The sequence below is a fragment of the Rhodocyclus gracilis genome, assembly GCF_009617575.1.
GTDB lineage: Bacteria > Pseudomonadota > Gammaproteobacteria > Burkholderiales > Rhodocyclaceae > Rhodocyclus > Rhodocyclus gracilis.
In genome coordinates this window covers 126457-143874 of sequence record NZ_WIXJ01000001.1, presented here as the reverse complement: position 1 = coordinate 143874, position 17418 = coordinate 126457, and the positions used below count along the sequence as shown (strand labels likewise).

Here is a 17418-nt window from a genome sequence, read left to right as displayed (position 1 = left end):
GATGAGCCCGGCCACGCTTGACGACGAGGTGCAGGGGGGCCTTGTGCAAGCGCGGCTGGCCGGCGACTGGACTCTGGCGACGCTCGGTCCGCAGCTTTCCGTACTCGACGCGCGTTTGCGGCAGCTGAACGCCCGTTCGGCGCACTGGGATTTGCGGGCGGTGACGCGCCTCGATAGCGTCGGCGCCTTGCTCTTGTGGCGGGCCTGGGGAGAACGTTGGCCGGATGAGACAGCGATCTCCGAGACGCACCGACGCGTTCTGGTGCGGGCGGCGGGCGTCACGCTGCCTGTGCGCGCCGTCCGCGCCCCCTACGATCCGGCGACTCCCTTGCTGCTGGTCGGGCGAGGCACGCTGACGCTGCTCGAGCACAGTCTCGGCGTCATCGCCCTGATCGGACAGATAGTGCTCGATCTGATCTATCTGATCGGGCATCCCCGCGATATTCCCTGGCGCGAGTTTTCGGCGACGCTGTACAAGAGCGGTGCGCAGGCGCTGCCGGTGGTCGCTCTGGTCGGCTTTCTCATCGGCGTTGTGCTGTCGTATCTGTCGTCGCTGCAACTGAAGACCTTCGGTGCGGATGTTTTCATCGTCAATCTGCTCGGCATCAGCGTCATCCGCGAACTGGGGCCGGTGCTGGTGGCCGTGCTGGTGGCCGGGCGTTCCGGCTCGGCCATGACGGCGCAGATCGGCGTCATGCGCGTGACCGAAGAAATTGACGCGCTGGCGACGATGGGGATTTCAAGCTCCTTGCGGCTGGTGTTGCCGAAGGTGCTGGCGCTGTCGCTGGCGACGCCCTTGCTTGTCCTGTGGTGCTCGGCGGCGGGCATGCTCGGCGGCATGGTTTCGGCGCATCTCGAGATGGGGCTTTCCTACGCCTATTTCATCGACACTTTGCCGAAGGTGGTGCCGGTGGCCAACATTTTCATCGGCCTGGGTAAAGGCGTCGCCTTCGGCGTGCTGGTCGGGCTTGTCGCCTGCTATTTCGGGCTGCGCGTTCGCCCGAATACCGAGAGCCTGTCCGCCGGAACGACGAGTTCGGTGGTGACCTCGATTACCGCTGTCATCATCGTCGATGCCGTGTTCGCGGTGCTGACGCGCAGTCAGGGGATTCCCTGATGCTCGGCCATCATTCCCTCCCCGCCGCCAGTCCGGAGAACGCGCCGGTCATCGCGATTCGTGGCCTGTGGACGCGTTTCGGCGAGACCGTCGTGCATCGCGATATCGATCTGACGGTCGCCGCCGGCGAAATGCTCGGTCTGGTGGGCGGCTCCGGCAGCGGCAAGACGACGCTGTTGCGGGAGATCGTCGGCCTGCTGGCGCCGAGTCAGGGAACGGTCGAATTGTTCGGCTCCCCCGTGCAGAGCGACGATCCGGAGTTGCGTCGCCGGGTGCGTCGCCGCTTCGGCATGCTCTTCCAGCAGGGGGCGCTGTATTCGGCGCTGTCGGTCGCCGACAACATCGCGTTTCCCCTGCGTGAGTTGCGCCAGCTCGACGAAGACCTGATCAACGATCTGGTGCGCGTGAAGCTGGCGATGGTCGAGCTGGAGCCATCGCATGGCGCGCTGATGCCGGCCGAGCTCTCTGGCGGCATGGTCAAGCGGGTGGCGCTGGCGCGTGCGCTGGCGCTCGAGCCCGAGTTGCTGGTGCTGGACGAGCCGACGGCGGGACTCGACCCGGATCGGAGCGCCAGCTTTGTCACGCTGATCCGCACGCTGCAACGCGAACTCGGCTTCAGCGTCGTCATGGTGACGCACGACCTCGACACCCTGGCGGGATTGGCGACGCGTGTTGCCGCGCTGGCTGACCAGCGTATCGTCGCCTGCGGCACGCTCGCCGAAGTGGCGTCGATGGATCATCCTTTTACCCGCCGTTTTTTTGCGTCCGAACGCGCACAGGCGGCCTTGCAAGCCGCCGCCCGCTAATGGAGTTGCCATGGAAAACCGCTCACACGCGCTGATCGCCGGTGTATTCACCCTCTCACTGCTGCTTGCCGTCGTGGCTTCGCTGTGGTGGTTCGGCGGCAAGCGCGAAGTGACGCGCGATTACATCGTCGTCGCCCGTCAGAACGTCACCGGTCTGGGGCCGCAGGGGCAGGTGCGCTATCGCGGGATCGGCGTCGGCAAGGTGCAATCGATCACGCTCGATCCGAAGGATCCGCGCAACATCTTCGTGCGCATCAGCGTCAACGAAAACGTCCCGGTGACGCGCGGAACGACCGCCAAGCTCGACTATCAGGGAATTACCGGCATTGCCTACGTCCTGCTCGAAGATACCGGCGGCGATCCGACGCCGCTGCTTGGTAATGCCGACAATCCGCCACGCATTGCCATGCAGACCTCGCTGATCGAAGAGCTGTCGCAAGTCGGCGGCGAGGCCATGCGGCAGGCGCGCGATCTGCTGACGTCGATGAATCTGTTGCTGGGCGGCGAGAACCGGCAACACCTCACCAGTGCGCTGGCGAGTGCCGATAACGGCGCCCGCGACGTTGCCCAGGTGGCGGCGCAACTGCGGCAACTGCTGTCGCCGGAGAACGTGCGCGCGCTCAGTGTCTCGCTGAACCGTCTGGAAAGCGCTTCCGCCGAGGCCGCGCCGCTGGTTGCCGACGCCCGCGCCACGCTCGCCAGCGTCAAGGCCAGTAGTGACAAGCTCGACCGTGCTCTCGGCGATGCTTCGTCGGGCGGTGCCGGCGCCTTGCCGGCCCGCGTCAATGAGGTGTTGACGGATCTGGCGACGACCTCGCGCCAGCTCAACCGTGTTTTGCAGCAACTGGAATCGTCGCCGCAAAGTCTCGTCTTTGGCCCGCCCGCCGCCGCGCCCGGGCCTGGCGAAGCCGGTTTCGTGGCGCCGCCGCTTCGGCAGACCCCGTGAAGGAGAGGAAGTCCGTGACTACCTTGCAACAGCACTCGCAACCGCACCCACTACGGCATTCGCCCCGGCAAAAACCGCTGGCCCCGCTGTTGAGCATTGGCGCTGCCTTGCTGCTCGGCGCTTGCGCCGTCGGCGGGCGGGCGACGGCGCCCGCGACTGTCTATGATTTCGGCCCGCCGGCTGCGCGGGTGGGGACTGCATTTTCGTATGTGAGCGTCGAGGTCAAGGCGCCCGCCTGGCTCGACAGTCCGGCCATCGTCTATCGTCTGGCTTACGACGACAGCCTGCGTCTGCGCGAATACGCCGCCAGCCGCTGGGCAGGCTCGCCGACGCAGCTGCTGGCGCAGCGTTTGCGCCAAAGCCTCGGCACGGCGGGGCTGAACAGCAATGCAGCGCTCGATTGTCAGGTGCGCGTCGACGTGCAGGAATTCGCGCAGGTCTTTGAGCAGGCGGCCGTCAGTCAGGGGCGCTTGCAGGGCGAGGCGTCGCTGGTCGACGGCGAACGCCGGCTGATTGCGCGGCAGTCGTTTTCGCTGCGGCAGGCCGCCGGCAGCGCCGATGCGGCCGGCGGCGTTCGTGCCCTCGTCGCGACGAGCGATGATCTCGCGCAGCAGTTGGCGGCCTGGCTGAGTGCGCTGGATCGCTCCGGACAACTGGCGAGTTGCCGCGCCGGCAGGAGTGTGGCCGGGGGCGCGCCGTAAGCGGTTTCGCCCCCGGAGACGAGCCTTACACGGCGTCGAGCGCGTGTGCGAGGTCGTGTTGCAGGTCGGGCAGGTCTTCGATGCCGACCGACAGGCGCACCAGCGAGTCGCTGATGCCCAACGCTGCCCGTTGCGCGGCCGGAATGGTCGCGTGCGTCATGATCGCCGGATGCTCGATCAGGCTTTCGACGCCGCCGAGGCTCTCGGCGAGGGTGAATAGCTCGGTGGCTTCGAGAAAACGCCGGGCGCCGGCGAGATCGGTGGCGAGTTCGAGCGAAATCATGCCGCCGAAGCCGCGCATCTGCCGCTGTGCCAGTGCGTGTTGCGGGTGTGAGGCGAGCCCCGGATAGCGCACGCGGCGAACTTTGTCGTGCGCTTCCAGCCAGCCGGCGAGGGCGAGGGCATTGTCGCAATGCCGCTGCATGCGGACGTTCAGCGTCTTGAGGCCGCGCAGGGCGAGGAAGGCGTCGAAGGGGCCGGCGATGGCGCCGACGGCGTTTTGCAGGAAACCGACGCTCTCCCGCAGGGCCGCGTTCCGCGCCTCGCCGCTGACGATGGCGACGCCGCCGATTACATCCGAATGGCCGTTCAGGTACTTGGTCGTCGAGTGCACGACGATGTCGAAGCCGTGCTCCAGCGGCCGCTGCACCCAGGGCGTGGCGAAGGTGTTGTCAGCCACGGCGATGAGATTGTGTTGCCGGCAAAAGGCCGCCAGCGCATCGAGATCGGCGAGCTTGAGCAGCGGGTTGCTCGGCGTCTCGATCAGCAGCATGCGCGTTTCTGGCCGCACGGCGGCGGCGAGCGCGTCGAGGTCGGTCAGGTCGACGAAGCTGAACGAGAGGGCGGCGCTGCGACGACGCACGCGTTCGAGCAGGCGGTAGGTGCCGCCGTAGAGATCGTCACCGGCGATGATGTGGGCGCCGGCGTCGAGCGTTTCCAGCACCGTGGCAATCGCCGCCAGCCCGGAGGCGAAGGCGAAGGCCTGCACCCCCGATTCGAGGTCGGCGACGCAGCGTTCAAAGGCCCAGCGCGTCGGGTTGTGCGAGCGCCCGTAGTCGAGGCCTTTGTGTACGCCGGGGCTGTCCTGAACGTAGGTGGAGTTGGCGTAGATCGGCGGCATGACGGCGCCGGTCGTGGGGTCGGGCGACTGCCCGGCGTGAATGACGCGGGTGCCGAAGCCGTGGCGCGTGACCGGTGTGGCGGGGGTGCTCATGCAAATTTCTTCCGCAGATGGTTGAGAAGGTCGAAGCGGGTGACGAGGCCGTAGAAGCGCTGTTCGTCGGCGATGATGACGACGAGGCCGCGATCGAGCGTTTTTTGCAGCGCGTCGAGGCTGGCGTCCGGCGGCAGGGTTTCCAGCGATTCCGACATCGCCGAGCGAGCGGCGCTCTTGAAGGCGGTGCTGTCGGCCTGGACGCGGAAGAGTACGTCGGATTCGTCGATCAGGCCGACGATACGACCGTTGTCGATGACCGGCAGTTGCGACACCTCGGCGTAGCGCATGCGCTGGAAGACGGTTTGCAGCGTGTCGTCGGGGGCGACGCTGACCACCGAGCCGTCTTCGAAGCGGCGGGCGATGACATCGCGCAGATCGCCGAAGAGCGGGCGATGCAGCAGGCCTTGGTCGACCATCCAGTTGTCGTTGTAGATTTTCGACAGGTAGCGGGTGCCGGTATCGCAGACGAAGGAGACGACGCGTTTCGGCGTCTTCTGTTCGCGGCAGAAGCGCAGCGCGGCGGCGAGCAGGGTGCCCGTCGACGAGCCGGCGAGAATGCCCTCGGCCCGCAGCAGCTCGCGGGCGGTGGCAAAGCTCTCTTCGTCGGGAATCAGGTAGGCGTGTTTGACGCCGGAGAAATCGGCGATGGGCGGGATGAAGTCTTCGCCGATGCCTTCGACGGCCCATGAGCCGGCTGCCCCGAATTTGCCGTGATGCACATAGTCGGTCAGCACCGAGCCTTGCGGGTCGGCAAGGACGAACTCTACGGCCGGATTGGCGCGCGCAAAAAAGCGCGTCAGCCCGGTGAGCGTGCCGGATGAGCCGACGCCACAGACGATGGCGTCCACATCGTGCCCGGTCTGCGCCCATATCTCGGGTCCGGTCGATTGCTCATGGGCGGCCGGATTGGCGGGGTTGTTGAACTGATCGGCAAAGAAGGCGCCCGGAATGGCGGCGGCGATACGCGCGGCGTAGTCCTGATAATAGTCGGGGTGGCCCTTGCCGACGTCGGAGCGGGTGATGCGCACATCGGCTCCCAGCGCCTTGAGGTGGAGGATTTTCTCGGTCGACATCTTGTCGGGCACGACCAGGATGATGCGGTAGCCCTTGGCGCGGGCGACCAGCGCGAGGCCCAGCCCGGTATTGCCGGCGGTGGCCTCGATGATGGTGCCGCCGGGCAGCAGGCGACCATCGCGTTCGGCCGTTTCGATCATCGACAGACCGACGCGGTCCTTGATCGAGCCGGCGGGATTTTGCGATTCGAGTTTGAGGAAGAGCTGACAGAGTCCGGTGTCGAGGCGGGTGACTTCGACCAGCGGCGTATTGCCGATGAGGCCGAGGACGGCGGGTTTGGCGTCGTGTGGCATTGCGTGAGTGGCTGGCAGGTGGTGGGAAAAGGTGGAAAAGATCGAAATAGGTCGCAGGCGTGGGCAACAGGAAGGCGCGTCGGCGCCGCGCCGGTGTTGTCCGCTAGCGGTGGCGGCTAGGCGACGCGCAGTTCAGACGCGTGCGGGCGATAGGGGTGGGCGCTCCGGGGCGGACGTTCGCGCGGTGGCGTTTCCGCCGGGGCGTGCGCCGCCAGAAAGTGGCGGATGGCGGGTTCGAAGTGCTGCGCGTCGATCAGGAAGCCGTCGTGGCCGTGCTCCGAGTGGATGTCGAGCAGGCGGGCGTTAGGCAGTGTGTCGGCGAGGAAACGTTGCTCCGCCGGCAGGTACAGCGCGTCCGAGGTGATCGAGCCGATCAGTACGGGCTGCTCGATCTGTCGCAGCACGCTCGCGTAGTCGCCGCGACCGTGCGCCAGATCGTGGGTATCGAGAGCGTCGATCAGTGTCAGGTAGCTGTTGGCGTCGAAGCGCTCGACGAGGCTACGGGCGTGGTGGCGTAGCCAGTCGCGGGCGGCGAAATCGTCGGGGGTCTCGGCGCGCTGGCCAAAGACAGCGCGACCGGAGTCGCGCGCGAAGCGCTGTTCGAGCGATTGCGGGCTGCGGTAGCTGACCATGGCAATCGCCCGGGCGGCGGCCAGCCCCGCAACGGGCGGCGCGTCGGCCGTGTAATGGCCATCGCGAAACAAGGGATCGGCGCGCAGGGCGAGTCGCTGTGCCTCGCTCCAGACGAGGCACCAGGGGGAGTGCCGCCCGGAGGCGGCGATGCAGACGACGGCTTGCGTACGCTTTGCGTCGAGGACGGCCCATTCCAGTGCTTGCAGGCCGCCCATCGAGCCGCCGATAACGAAGCGGATGCCGGCGATGCCGAGTGCGTCGGCGAGCGCGATCTGCGCGCGCACTTGATCGCGAATGGTGATGCGCGGAAAACGTGCGCCCCAGGGCTTGCCATCGTCGGCCAGCGTGTTCGGGCCGGTCGTGCCGTAGCAGCTGCCGAGCGTGTTGCTGCAGACGATGAAGTGCTTGTCCGGGTCGAGCGTTCGCCCCGGCCCGAACAGCGGCGCCCACCAATCGTCGGCGTCGGCGTTGCCGGTCAGGGCGTGACAGACGATCACCGCGTTATCGGCGTTCGCCGACAGTCGGCCCCAGCTACGGTAGGCAATCTCCAGCCCCGGTAGCTGTTGGCCGGAGTCAAGCACAAACGGCTGGCTCAAGGCCAGCCGTTGTGCCGGAGCGAATGCGCCGCGTTCGCTCACGCAGCCGCCTCGAGCGCCGAGCGGCGCAGGGCGTGGTCGAAGTCGGCCTTGATGTCTTCGATGTGCTCGATGCCGACCGAAACGCGGATCAGGTCGGGACGCACGCCGGCGGAGAGTTGCTCGGCTTCGGAGAGTTGCTGGTGCGTGGTCGAGGCCGGGTTGATGACGAGCGTCTTGGCGTCGCCGACGTTGGCCAGGTGGCTGGCGAGTTCGACGTTGTCGATGAACTTGCGTGCCGCCGCAGCGCCGCCCTTGATGCCGAAGTTGAGCACGCCGCCGAAGCCGTTGCGCAGGTACTTCTTCGCCAGTTCGTGGTAGGGGCTGTCCTCAAGGCCGTTGTACTCGACCCACGCCACCTGCGGGTGCGCCTTCAGCCACTGTGCCAGTTCGAGCGCGTTGTCGACGTGGCGCTGCGCGCGCAGCGACAAGGTTTCGACGCCCTGGATCAGCTGGAAGGCGTTGAACGGCGAGAGCGCCGGGCCGACGTCACGCAGGCCTTCGACGCGGACGCGGATGGCGAAGGCGATGTTGCCGAAGGGGCCACCGGAGCCGAAGACTTCCCAGAAGTTGAGGCCGTGGTAGCCGGGCGCCGGGTCGGTAAACAGCGGGAACTTGCCATTGCCCCAGTTGAACTTGCCCGAATCGACGATGACGCCGCCGATCGAGGTGCCGTGACCGCCGATCCACTTGGTTGCCGACTCGACGACGATGTCGGCACCGTGGTCGATCGGACGCGCGATGTAGCCGCCGGCGCCGAAGGTGTTGTCGACGATCAGCGGGATGCCGGCATCGTGCGCGATCTTCGCCAGTGCTTCGAAATCGGGGATGTTGAAGCGCGGGTTACCGATGGTTTCGACGTAGATCGCCTTGGTTTTCTCGTCGATCGCCGCCTTGTAGTCCTCGGGATTGTCGCCCTCGACGAACTTCACGTGGATGCCCAGGCGCGGCAGCGTCACCTTGAACTGGTTGTAGGTACCGCCGTAGACGTAGCTGGTCGACACGATGTTGTCGCCGGCCTGCGCGATGGCCGTGATGGCGAGGAACTGCGCCGCCTGTCCCGAAGCCGTGGCGACCGCGGCGACACCGCCTTCGAGCGCGGCGATGCGCTGTTCGAAAACGTCGGTGGTCGGGTTCATGATGCGCGTGTAGATGTTGCCGAATTCCTTCAGCGCGAACAGGTTGGCACCGTGTTCGGCGTTGTTGAAGGTGTAGGAGGTGGTCTGGTAGATCGGCACGGCGCGCGAGTTGGTGCCGGGAGCGGGCGTCTGGCCGGCGTGCACTTGCAGGGTTTCGTAGCGGTAGTTGGCTTTCTGGTTGCTCACGATGAGGCTCCTGATGTCGGTCGCGTCGGGCAGCGCGCGCCGGTTGAAAGGACTGCCAGGAGCGGATGAAGAGCCATCCAGATGTATTCCTGGCCGAAGGTTCGTCCCGCCTGTCGCGGGTGGCGAAACCTTAGCCGGATGGAATTTGATTCCCAACGAAGAAAATCTTAGAAGCTATGCCGGATTTTCACGTTAGCTGCTGCCGGCCCGCGAGGGCAGGGCGACGATGTCGTTGGCGGTGGGGCGGTGCGTGATGGCGGCGTCTGCCGTCAGAGGGGTCCGCGTGGTGGACCGGGCGAGGTCGGACGAGGGGGCGTGAGCGCGTCCGGTCAACGACGGGGCCAACATGGCGAGGGGCGGCGATGAACACCGCAGTTCCGCGCCGAAGGGCAGCGGAGTGGCGTGGTGCCCGTGGGGCAGGTGTGCGGCGTCGGGGCTTAGCCGCGCTGATGCGACATCAGCTTTTTCAGGCCGTCGGTGTCAAGAATGCGCACGTACTTCTGCTGTACGGCGATCAGGCCTTCTTCCTGGAAGCGCGAGAAGGCGCGGCTGACGGTTTCGAGCTTGAGGCCGAGGTAGCTGCCGATCTCGTCGCGCGTCATGCGCAGGTAGAACTCGGCTGGCGAGTAGCCGCGCGCGGTAAAACGCTGGGAGAGATTGAGCAGGAAGGCGGCGAGTCGCTCTTCGGCGCGCATCGTGCCGAGCAGCATCATGACGCCGTGGTCGCGGACGATTTCGCGGCTCATCACCTTGTGGAAGTGGTGCTGCAGGGTGCGGATCTCGCGCGACAGGCCTTCGAGGTGCGAGAAGGGAATGACGCAGACTTCGCTGTCCTCGAGCGCCACGGCGTTGCATGAGTGCGCTTCGGTGCTGATTCCATCGAGGCCGAGCAGTTCGCCGGTCATCTGGAAGCCGGTGACCTGATCGCGACCGTCTTCGATGAGGACGTCGGTTTTGAAGAAGCCGCTCCTGATCGCGTAGATGGCGTCGAAATGTTCGCCCGCGCGATACAGGTGCTCGCCGCGGCGCAGACGACGGCGGGAGGAAACCATCTCATCGAGCCGTTCGATTTCCTGACGGCTCAGGCCGAGCGGCATGCACAATTCGCGCAGATTGCAGTTGGAACAAGCGGTCTTGACGACCTCAAGCGTAATTTTTTTCGCCGCGTTGTTCTGGGGCATGGGCTTCCTTCGACATTCCGGGCCAATGAGGCCGTTTGATCCACGTCAACCTGCTCGCTGCACTCGCGCTTGATAATCCCGCCACCCAACACCGCCCGGCGTGCCACGCGTACAAGGGGTGCCGAACCACCGAGATTCCACCGGATATCGTGCTGAGAGACAACATGACCAATGCTGCAGCCAACGTAATCTTCGATCCCGAAATCATCCGTCGCTTCGACGTCAACGGGCCTCGCTACACGTCGTACCCGACGGCGGACCGCTTCGTTGAAGCCTTCGATCCGGAGGCCTACAAGCTGTGGCTGGGCAAGCGCAACATCGGTGGGGTCAAAAAACAGCTCTCATTATACTTTCACATCCCCTTCTGCAACACGATCTGCTACTACTGCGGCTGCAGCAAGATCATCACCAAGGATCACGGTCGTTCGGCCAAGTATCTGCAGTATCTCGACAAGGAAATGTCGCTGCAGGCGAGCTACCTCGACGGTGATCGTGATGTGGCACAACTGCACTGGGGCGGTGGTTCGCCGACCTTCCTCGCCGACGACGAAATCCGTCAGCTGATGGCGTCGACGCGCAAGCATTTCAATCTGGTCGAAGGGGGCGAGTTCTCGATCGAAGTCGATCCGCGCAACGTCAGCCGCGACACGGTGGCGCTGCTCGGCGAGCTGGGCTTCAACCGCATGAGCATCGGCGTTCAGGATTTCGACGAGAACGTGCAGAAGGCGATCAATCGCATTCAGAGCGAAGAAGAAACCTTCAGCGTCATGGACGCTGCGCGCGCCAATGGCTTCAAGTCGATCAGCGTCGACCTCATCTACGGCCTGCCCAAGCAGACCGTCATCGGCTTCAACCGGACGCTGGATCGCGTGCTGGCCGCCAGCCCGGATCGTCTGTCGATCTACAACTACGCGCACCTGCCGAGCCTGTTCAAGCCGCAACGCCGCATCCTCGACGCCGACCTGCCGACGCCGGATCAGCGCCTGCAGATTCTGGCGCTGGCGATTCGCCGCCTGACCGACGCGGGCTATGTCTTCATCGGCATGGACCACTTCGCCAAGCCGGACGACGAGCTTGCCGTCGCGCAGCGTCAGGGCCGCCTGCACCGCAACTTCCAGGGCTATTCGACGCACGCCGATTGCGATCTGCTGGCCTTCGGCGTCACGTCGATTGGCAAGGTCGGTCCGACCTACAGCCAGAACGTGAAGACGCTCGACGAGTACTACGACCGCCTCGACAACGACATGCTGCCGGTTTTCCGGGGCATCGAGTTGAACGCCGACGATATTCTGCGTCGTGCCATCATCCAGTCCCTGATGTGCCACTTCGAACTGTCGCTCGAGTCAATCGAGATCGCTCACCTGATCGATTTCAAGAAGTACTTCGCCGCCGAACTCGAAGATCTGCGCGAACTCGCCAAGGCCGATCTGGTCCGTGTCGACGACAAGTGGATTACCGTGCTGCCGGCTGGCCGCATGCTGGTGCGCGCGATCTCGATGGTGTTCGACCGCTACCTGCGTGCCGACCGCCAGCGTACGCGCTACTCGAAGGTGATCTGAGCGCTGTTTTGACCCTGTCCCGCCGCGCCTTGAGGGCGTGGCGGGCAACCGGCGACTGCCGTCAGAGCGATGCCCGATAACAGTTTCCTCGCGCTGTTTCTCGTCGGTCTGCTCGGTGGCGGCCACTGTGTCGGCATGTGCGGCGGCATCGTGGGCGCCTTGTCGCTCGGTACGGCAGCTGGCTCGCCGGCGCAGGCGTCGCCCGTCGCTTTTTCGCCTGCGCGTGGCAGTGAGGCGGCGTCACAACCTGTCTCCGCGCCCCCCCAGGATTCCCGGCATTCCCCGCATTTCACACGATCCCCGCTGCCTTCCGGGCAGGCGTCGCTGTCCTTGCATCTGGCTTATAACGCCGGTCGGATCGGCAGCTACGTCGTCGCTGGCGCGCTGGCCGGGGCGCTTGGCGGCATGAGCCTGATCCTCGCTGGACAGTTGCCGCTGCGACTTTTTCTCTACGCGCTGTCAAACCTCATGTTGCTGGCGCTCGGCCTTTACCTCGCCGGCGCGACGCGTTCACTGGCTTTCGTCGAACGCCTGGGGCAATCCCTGTGGCGGCGCATCAGCCCGCTGACGCGTCGTTTTCTGCCGGTGCGCTCCGTCGCGCAGGCGCTGCCGCTGGGTATGCTTTGGGGATGGCTGCCGTGCGGCCTTGTCTATAGCGCGCTGATCAGTGCCTTGAGCAGCGGTTCGGCGACACGCGGGGCCTTGTCGATGCTCGCGTTCGGCCTGGGTACGCTGCCGAATCTCCTGCTGGCGGGCCTGCTGGCGAGTCGCTTGCGCCGCTGGTTGACGCGCCCCGGTGTGCGACTGTTGGCAGGCAGCGTGGTCGCCACCTTTGGGCTCGTTGGTCTCGTGAATCTGCTGCGTGCCGGGGCGTATTTCTAGGAGACGTCATGACTGCGCGGGGTACGCCGAATGTGCCGAATGTGCCGGGTACGCCCAATGCGCCGGGCACGCTGAGTACGCCGGAGCGTCGGGAGGATGGCGGCGACGGGGCGTCACAGCGGACGGTCGACTTCGCCATTGAGGGCATGACCTGCGCCGCCTGTTCGGCGCGTCTGGAAAAAGTCCTCAATCGCCTGCCCGGCGTCAGCGCGCATGTGGATCTGGCCGCCGAGCGTGCGCGCATCCGTTACAACGAGGGGGCGACGGACCCGGCCAGCCTGGCCCTGGCCGTCGGTGCGGCTGGCTTTGTCGCGCGCCTTGCCGATGGTCGGTCGCGCGCCGAAGAAAAAGTGCGCAAGCAGGAAGCCGTGCGAGCCCTGCAACGACGCTTCGTCGCCGCCGCCGTGCTCAGTCTCCCGCTCGTTGCGCCGATGCTGGGTATGTTGCTGGCGCCGTCGGCCCACGAGGAGTGGCTTCCGCGATGGTGGCAGCTGCTGCTGGCAACGCCGGTGCAGTTCTGGGCCGGCTGGCGCTTTTACGCGGGCGGCTGGAAATCCCTGCGTGCGGGGGGGGCCAACATGGATGTCCTCGTCGCCCTTGGCTCGACGATGGCTTACGTTTTCAGTGCCGTCGTCACGCTGCTGGGGCTGGCCGATCCGCACATGGCGCATCTGCCCGTGTACTTCGAGGCTTCCGCTGCGGTCGTGACGCTCGTTCTCCTCGGTAAGCTCCTCGAAGCGCGGGCGCGGGCGCGCATGTCCGAATCGATTGAAGCCCTGCTGCGTCTGCAACCGAAAACGGCGCGGGTGGAGCGGGGCGGGCGTCTGATCGAGATGGACGCCGCCTTGCTCGTGGTCGGCGATATCTTCGTCGTGCGTCCCGGCGAGAGCATTCCCGTCGATGGCGAGGTGCTCGATGGGGCTTCGAACGTCGATGAGTCGATGCTCTCGGGCGAGAGCATGCCGGTGGCCAAGCACTCCGGCGATACGGTATTTGCGGCGACCGCCAACGCCGAAGGCATGTTGCGCTGTCGCGCCAGCAGCGTCGGTGAGCATACCTTGCTCGCCGGCATCATCCGCCGCGTTGCCGAAGCGCAGTCGTCGAAGGCGCCCGTGCAGCAGTTGGCCGACCGCATTTCGGCCGTTTTCGTGCCCTTGATCTGCCTGCTGGCCTTGCTCACGTTCGGCGGCTGGCTGCTTTATTCCGGCGACCTGGCGCCTGCGCTCATCAACGCGGTTGCGGTGCTGGTCATCGCCTGTCCGTGTGCGCTCGGACTGGCGACGCCGACGGCGGTGTCGGTCGGCGTTGCGCAGGGCGCCCGCGCCGGCATTCTCGTGCGCGACGTCGCTGCACTCGAACGCGCTGCCGATCTGAAAACGTTGCTTGTCGACAAGACCGGCACTCTGACGACAGGCGAGCCTACCGTCACCGATATTGTCGTGCTCGATGCCAGCCTTTCGGTGGACGAGGCACTGATCCTTGCCGCCAGCCTCGAGCAAGGATCGGAGCACCCGCTGGCGCGCGCAGTGCTGCGGCGCGCGGCGGAGGTCGGCGTTGCCCTGCGCCCGCTTGGCGATTTCATCGCCGTGCCGGGGCGCGGTGTGGCGGCGATGATCGACGCGCAGCGATGGCGGCTGGGGGCGCCCGACTGGGTGGAGGCGAGTCCGCCTGGCTCTTCAGCGCAGGACGGCAGCGCAGCGACGGCGGCCTCGCTCGCCACTGGGGATGCGGGGTCTCAGATGCCTTGGGCGGCTTCCGTGGCGGCGCTGGCAAGTGATGGCAAGACCGTCGTCGCGCTCTTTCGGGAAACGCAGCCGCTGGCCTTGCTGGCGGTGGCGGATCGCCTGCGCCCGAGTTCGCGCGCCGCCGTGGCTCGCTTGCGAGATCTCGGCGTGCGCGTCGTCATGCTGACGGGCGATAACGCGCTGACGGCGGCGAGCATTGCGGCGGCGGTCGGTATCGATGAGTTTCGGGCGGGCGTGCTGCCAGCCGACAAGGCGGCGGCGGTGTGCGAGTTCAAGGCCGCCGGAGCAGCCTGCGTCGGTATGGTCGGCGACGGCATCAACGATGCGCCCGCGCTGGCTGCGGCCGATGTCGGCTTTGCCATTGGCGCTGGTTCCGACGCGGCCATCGAGGCCGCCGATCTGACGCTGGTGCGCAGCGATCTCAACGCGGTGGTCGATGCGATCGATCTGTCGCGCGCGACCCGGCGCAAGATTCGGCAGAACCTCTTTTTCGCTTTCATCTACAACCTTATCGGGTTGCCACTGGCGGCCTTCGGCTGGCTGAACCCGGTGTTCGCCGGGGCGGCGATGGCAATGAGTTCGGTCTCGGTCGTTTCCAGTTCGCTGCTCTTGCGGCGCTGGCGTCCGCAGCTTCCAGCGCTGCCTGCCCGGGAAGGCTGAGTCGCGAGACGAGGCACGCGAGTGAGTTGTTGTGCGACTGCGTGCCGGGCAGGCTTCGCGTTATCATGGCGCCTGCGTTGCCGGAGCCTTGCCCGGTAACTGATCAGTGATACGGAGCCCTGCGAACTATGGAAAAAATCACCCTCAAGATCGACGGCATGATCTGTCAGACGTGCGAACAAAACCTCAACGGCGTCCTGCGCGCCATGGCCGGCGTCGAGCGCGTCGTCGTCACGCTGAATCCGGGACAGGCAGAAATCGACTACGACCCGGAAATCGTCGATCTGCAGGATTTCCGTGAGGCCGTCGAGACGGCCGGCTTCGAAGTGGTCTGAACGCCGATGGCGGCGTTTGCCCCGATACTCCCGCCGAGCCGAGAGTCATGCGCCGCAAATCTCCTCCGGACACCCCGGCCCCTGCGGCGGATCTGCGCGCCTTAGCCGCGCGGCGGCGCGTCGCTGCTGGCGCTTCACCCGCCGCGAGTGCGGCCGGGAATGAGGTGAATTCGCCCGATGTACCTGACGCGGCGCTGGAAACTCCCGCCACGCAGACTACCCGCAAGGGCCGCGCCGCCAGGCGGGAGCAGGCCCATCTTCCCTCGCCAGCGAGCGGGCTGCCACCCGAGAGCATGCTCGCTGAGGTGCCGGTAGCGACGCTGCGGCGTGCGCATCTCGAACCGCCGCCACAGAGCTTTCATGCCCGCATCGATCCGGCCGACGCCCGGCGTCTGGCCGAAGATGCGCTACGTGCCTTGCAGATGGCCGAGCCTATCACCGGGCCGTCGTCGTCGCCTGAGCTACCCCCCGATAGCCGGCCGCGCATCATCGACGAAATTTGCGCGAGCTTTGCCGCCGCTGCGAACGGCGATGCACGCGCGGCACGCTGGGTGACGATTGGTGGCTTTGGCTCGCTCGTGCTGGCCGCCGCCAGCGTGCCCTCCTTGCCGGGGGATGACGAAGCGAGCGGACGTATCGCGGCGGCTCATGCCTTGTCGGGTGTGCTTGGTGTCGGCGTGCGGCCTACCTGCCTGCTGTTCGCTACCGAGGGCTCGCTCGACGACGAAGGTGCCGCCGCGCTATTGCGTGGAGCACAGGCTGTGGCTGCCGAAATTCGTCTGGGCGTGCACCCCGGCGAATGCCGAACGGTGCGTGGCGATGCTGTCTGCGCTGCGCTGGCGATTGCCCGCGTGCCGCCGGCGCGTGTCGGGCAGCGGGGCGCCCGTGAGGGCGACACCATCATCCTCGCGAAGGCGCAAGGCATCGGCATCCTGCTGGAGATGTGGCGGGCTGGCGGTCTGTCTGGCAGCGAGCGCGCAAGCGTTCTTGCCTCGGCCAGCCAGTTGCTGACGCCGGCGCCCTTGCTGGCGTGTTTCGAGCGCGTGCATGTGCTGGCAGGTATTGGCGAACGCGGCGTGCTGGGCAGCTTGCTCGATCTGTGCGCCACCGTTCCGGGGGGCGCGCATGCGTGCATCGATGCTGCAGTGTTGCCGCTACATGCCGGCGCGGCTGAACGGGCGGTGCAGACGGGCGCCGGTCTTGCTGCGCAGCGCAATCTCGCACGCCATGGCGCGCGTTTGCAGTGCGTCGCTGGAGACCCGCCGCTTGCTGGAAATGCCGGTCTTGCCGCCGCAGGCGAGGCGGCGCACGACGTTGCGCCGACGACGCCCGCTCAGGCACTGGCTGCCGCCCCGGCGCCAGCGGACGAGTCAGTCGAATCGGATGCCTCGGATGAACTCGCTGCCGCTCCCGATGCTGCGCGCAGTGCCATATCGCGGCTGTTGCTGGCCGACGCGCAGCCCGGCGTTGGTTTGCTGGTGTGTTGCCCCGCCGAGGGCGTCAGCGAAGTGCTGGCGGTGCTGTTGCAGATGGATTTCGGACACGCGGCGCCGGTCGGCAAGATCGTCGCCGGCGCGGGCGACATCCGGCTGCTGATCTAGCGCGCGTCGCTGGCCGGCGGCGGTGTCGTCGCAACGCCCTCGCTGCTCGCTGCGACGGGCGCCGCTTTCAGCGCGCTATTGGGCTGATTGATGATCACTTCGATGGTTTGATAGATGCCGTAGGTCAGGGCGGAAAAGACGACGACCAGCAGGATCAGCGTCACCATCCGTGAATTCTCGGCGTAAAAATCTCTCAGTTTGCTGCTCATGGCCCTCGTTTCCCGAAATAAGGTCAGGGTGGCGACGGCCACCCTGTTGCCGCGATTTTATCGCTGCGTGCGCCAACGCGGGGGGCCGTGTCGGGCGCCGCAGCGATTCGGGAGTGAGCGAGGGAGCGCGAGCGGGCGCCGCGCGGTGCGTGCGAGGAGTCCCGGCTGCTCAGAGACCTGTCGTCTTGTGGATGAAGCTGGCCCGTTCGATGTCGGTCATCCAGACCAGCCCGTCGCCGATATGGCCGGTCTGCGCAACGCTGACGATGGCGTTGTAGATGGCCTCCGCCACTTCGTCGGGGGCGACGATCTCGATGCGGACTTTCGGCGTGAAATCGGTCAGCTCCTCCTTGATCGAGCTTGGGCTGTGCCGCGATGGCGCCGAGCAGCCCTCGGCTTTGCTCACGGTCATGCCGGGAAAGCCGGGGATGCCGCGCAGCGATTCGCGCAACGTGGTGAGTTTGTTCGGGCGGATGACGGCCTTGATTTCCTTCATGGGG

General features: G+C 66.2%; 16 protein-coding genes. 9 read left to right on the top strand and 7 right to left on the bottom strand.

The window, feature by feature from the left end:
• The first annotated feature begins 1 nt into the window (after position 1).
• The 4 genes from GHK24_RS00675 to GHK24_RS00660 are packed head-to-tail and all read left to right on the top strand — an operon-like array spanning position 2 to position 3570.
• A complete protein-coding gene (locus GHK24_RS00675) occupies positions 2 to 1117 on the top strand; it encodes an ABC transporter permease (RefSeq protein ID WP_153467447.1) in 1116 nt (371 codons plus the stop codon).
• Positions 1117 to 1923, top strand: coding sequence for an ABC transporter ATP-binding protein (locus GHK24_RS00670; RefSeq protein ID WP_153467444.1), 807 nt, complete (start codon positions 1117 to 1119; stop codon positions 1921 to 1923). The genes GHK24_RS00675 and GHK24_RS00670 overlap by 1 nt, the downstream gene beginning before the upstream one ends.
• Before the next feature lie 10 nt (positions 1924 to 1933).
• A complete protein-coding gene (locus GHK24_RS00665; RefSeq protein ID WP_153467441.1) occupies positions 1934 to 2869 on the top strand; it encodes an MlaD family protein in 936 nt (311 codons plus the stop codon).
• A 14-nt stretch (positions 2870 to 2883) separates the two neighbouring features.
• Entirely contained in the window at positions 2884 to 3570 is a 687-nt protein-coding gene (locus GHK24_RS00660) for an ABC-type transport auxiliary lipoprotein family protein (RefSeq protein ID WP_153467438.1), read from the top strand.
• Between the two features lie 25 nt (positions 3571 to 3595).
• Here GHK24_RS00660 and GHK24_RS00655 read toward each other — a convergent pair whose 3' ends face one another.
• The 5 genes from GHK24_RS00655 to fnr all read right to left on the bottom strand — a co-directional run bounded on the left by GHK24_RS00655 (position 3596) and on the right by fnr (position 9927).
• Positions 3596 to 4783, bottom strand: a complete 1188-nt coding sequence (locus GHK24_RS00655; RefSeq protein WP_153467435.1) for a trans-sulfuration enzyme family protein — start codon at positions 4781 to 4783, stop codon at positions 3596 to 3598.
• Positions 4780 to 6153, bottom strand: a complete 1374-nt coding sequence (locus GHK24_RS00650) for a pyridoxal-phosphate dependent enzyme (protein ID WP_153467432.1) — start codon at positions 6151 to 6153, stop codon at positions 4780 to 4782. Before GHK24_RS00650 ends, GHK24_RS00655 begins: the two co-directional genes overlap by 4 nt.
• A 116-nt stretch (positions 6154 to 6269) precedes the next feature.
• Positions 6270 to 7424 carry a homoserine O-acetyltransferase MetX gene (gene metX / locus GHK24_RS00645; protein ID WP_167680593.1) on the bottom strand — a complete coding sequence of 385 codons (1155 nt, stop codon included), beginning with the start codon at positions 7422 to 7424 and terminating at the stop codon, positions 6270 to 6272.
• Positions 7421 to 8746: an O-acetylhomoserine aminocarboxypropyltransferase/cysteine synthase family protein gene (locus tag GHK24_RS00640; protein ID WP_340642650.1), complete on the bottom strand. Its 1326-nt coding sequence runs from the start codon at positions 8744 to 8746 to the stop codon at positions 7421 to 7423. The genes metX and GHK24_RS00640 overlap by 4 nt, the downstream gene beginning before the upstream one ends.
• A 437-nt stretch (positions 8747 to 9183) precedes the next feature.
• Complete coding sequence (gene fnr / locus GHK24_RS00635; RefSeq protein WP_153467429.1) at positions 9184 to 9927, bottom strand: fumarate/nitrate reduction transcriptional regulator Fnr; 744 nt, start codon at positions 9925 to 9927, stop codon at positions 9184 to 9186.
• A gap of 164 nt (positions 9928 to 10091) precedes the next feature.
• Here fnr and hemN point away from each other — a divergent pair, with 164 nt between their 5' ends.
• From hemN to GHK24_RS00610, 5 genes are all read left to right on the top strand, one after another.
• Positions 10092 to 11486 carry an oxygen-independent coproporphyrinogen III oxidase gene (hemN, locus tag GHK24_RS00630; RefSeq protein ID WP_153467426.1) on the top strand — a complete coding sequence of 465 codons (1395 nt, stop codon included), beginning with the start codon at positions 10092 to 10094 and terminating at the stop codon, positions 11484 to 11486.
• Between the two features lie 69 nt (positions 11487 to 11555).
• Positions 11556 to 12368 carry a sulfite exporter TauE/SafE family protein gene (locus tag GHK24_RS00625; protein WP_153467423.1) on the top strand — a complete coding sequence of 271 codons (813 nt, stop codon included), beginning with the start codon at positions 11556 to 11558 and terminating at the stop codon, positions 12366 to 12368.
• An 8-nt stretch (positions 12369 to 12376) separates the two neighbouring features.
• Entirely contained in the window at positions 12377 to 14773 is a 2397-nt protein-coding gene (locus GHK24_RS00620; protein WP_153467420.1) for a heavy metal translocating P-type ATPase, read from the top strand.
• A 128-nt stretch (positions 14774 to 14901) separates the two neighbouring features.
• Entirely contained in the window at positions 14902 to 15108 is a 207-nt protein-coding gene (locus GHK24_RS00615) for a heavy-metal-associated domain-containing protein (RefSeq protein ID WP_153467417.1), read from the top strand.
• Positions 15109 to 15272: 164 nt separating this feature from the next.
• Complete coding sequence (locus tag GHK24_RS00610; RefSeq protein ID WP_153467414.1) at positions 15273 to 16709, top strand: hypothetical protein; 1437 nt, start codon at positions 15273 to 15275, stop codon at positions 16707 to 16709.
• Here the strand turns inward: GHK24_RS00610 and GHK24_RS00605 are convergent.
• On the bottom strand, positions 16706 to 16918 hold the full coding sequence (locus tag GHK24_RS00605) for a hypothetical protein (protein ID WP_153467411.1): 213 nt from the start codon (positions 16916 to 16918) through the stop codon (positions 16706 to 16708). The two genes, GHK24_RS00610 and GHK24_RS00605, sit on opposite strands and share 4 nt — an antisense overlap.
• A gap of 169 nt (positions 16919 to 17087) precedes the next feature.
• Positions 17088 to 17414, bottom strand: a complete 327-nt coding sequence (locus tag GHK24_RS00600; RefSeq protein WP_153467408.1) for a P-II family nitrogen regulator — start codon at positions 17412 to 17414, stop codon at positions 17088 to 17090.
• Between the last annotated feature and the right edge of the window lie 4 nt (positions 17415 to 17418).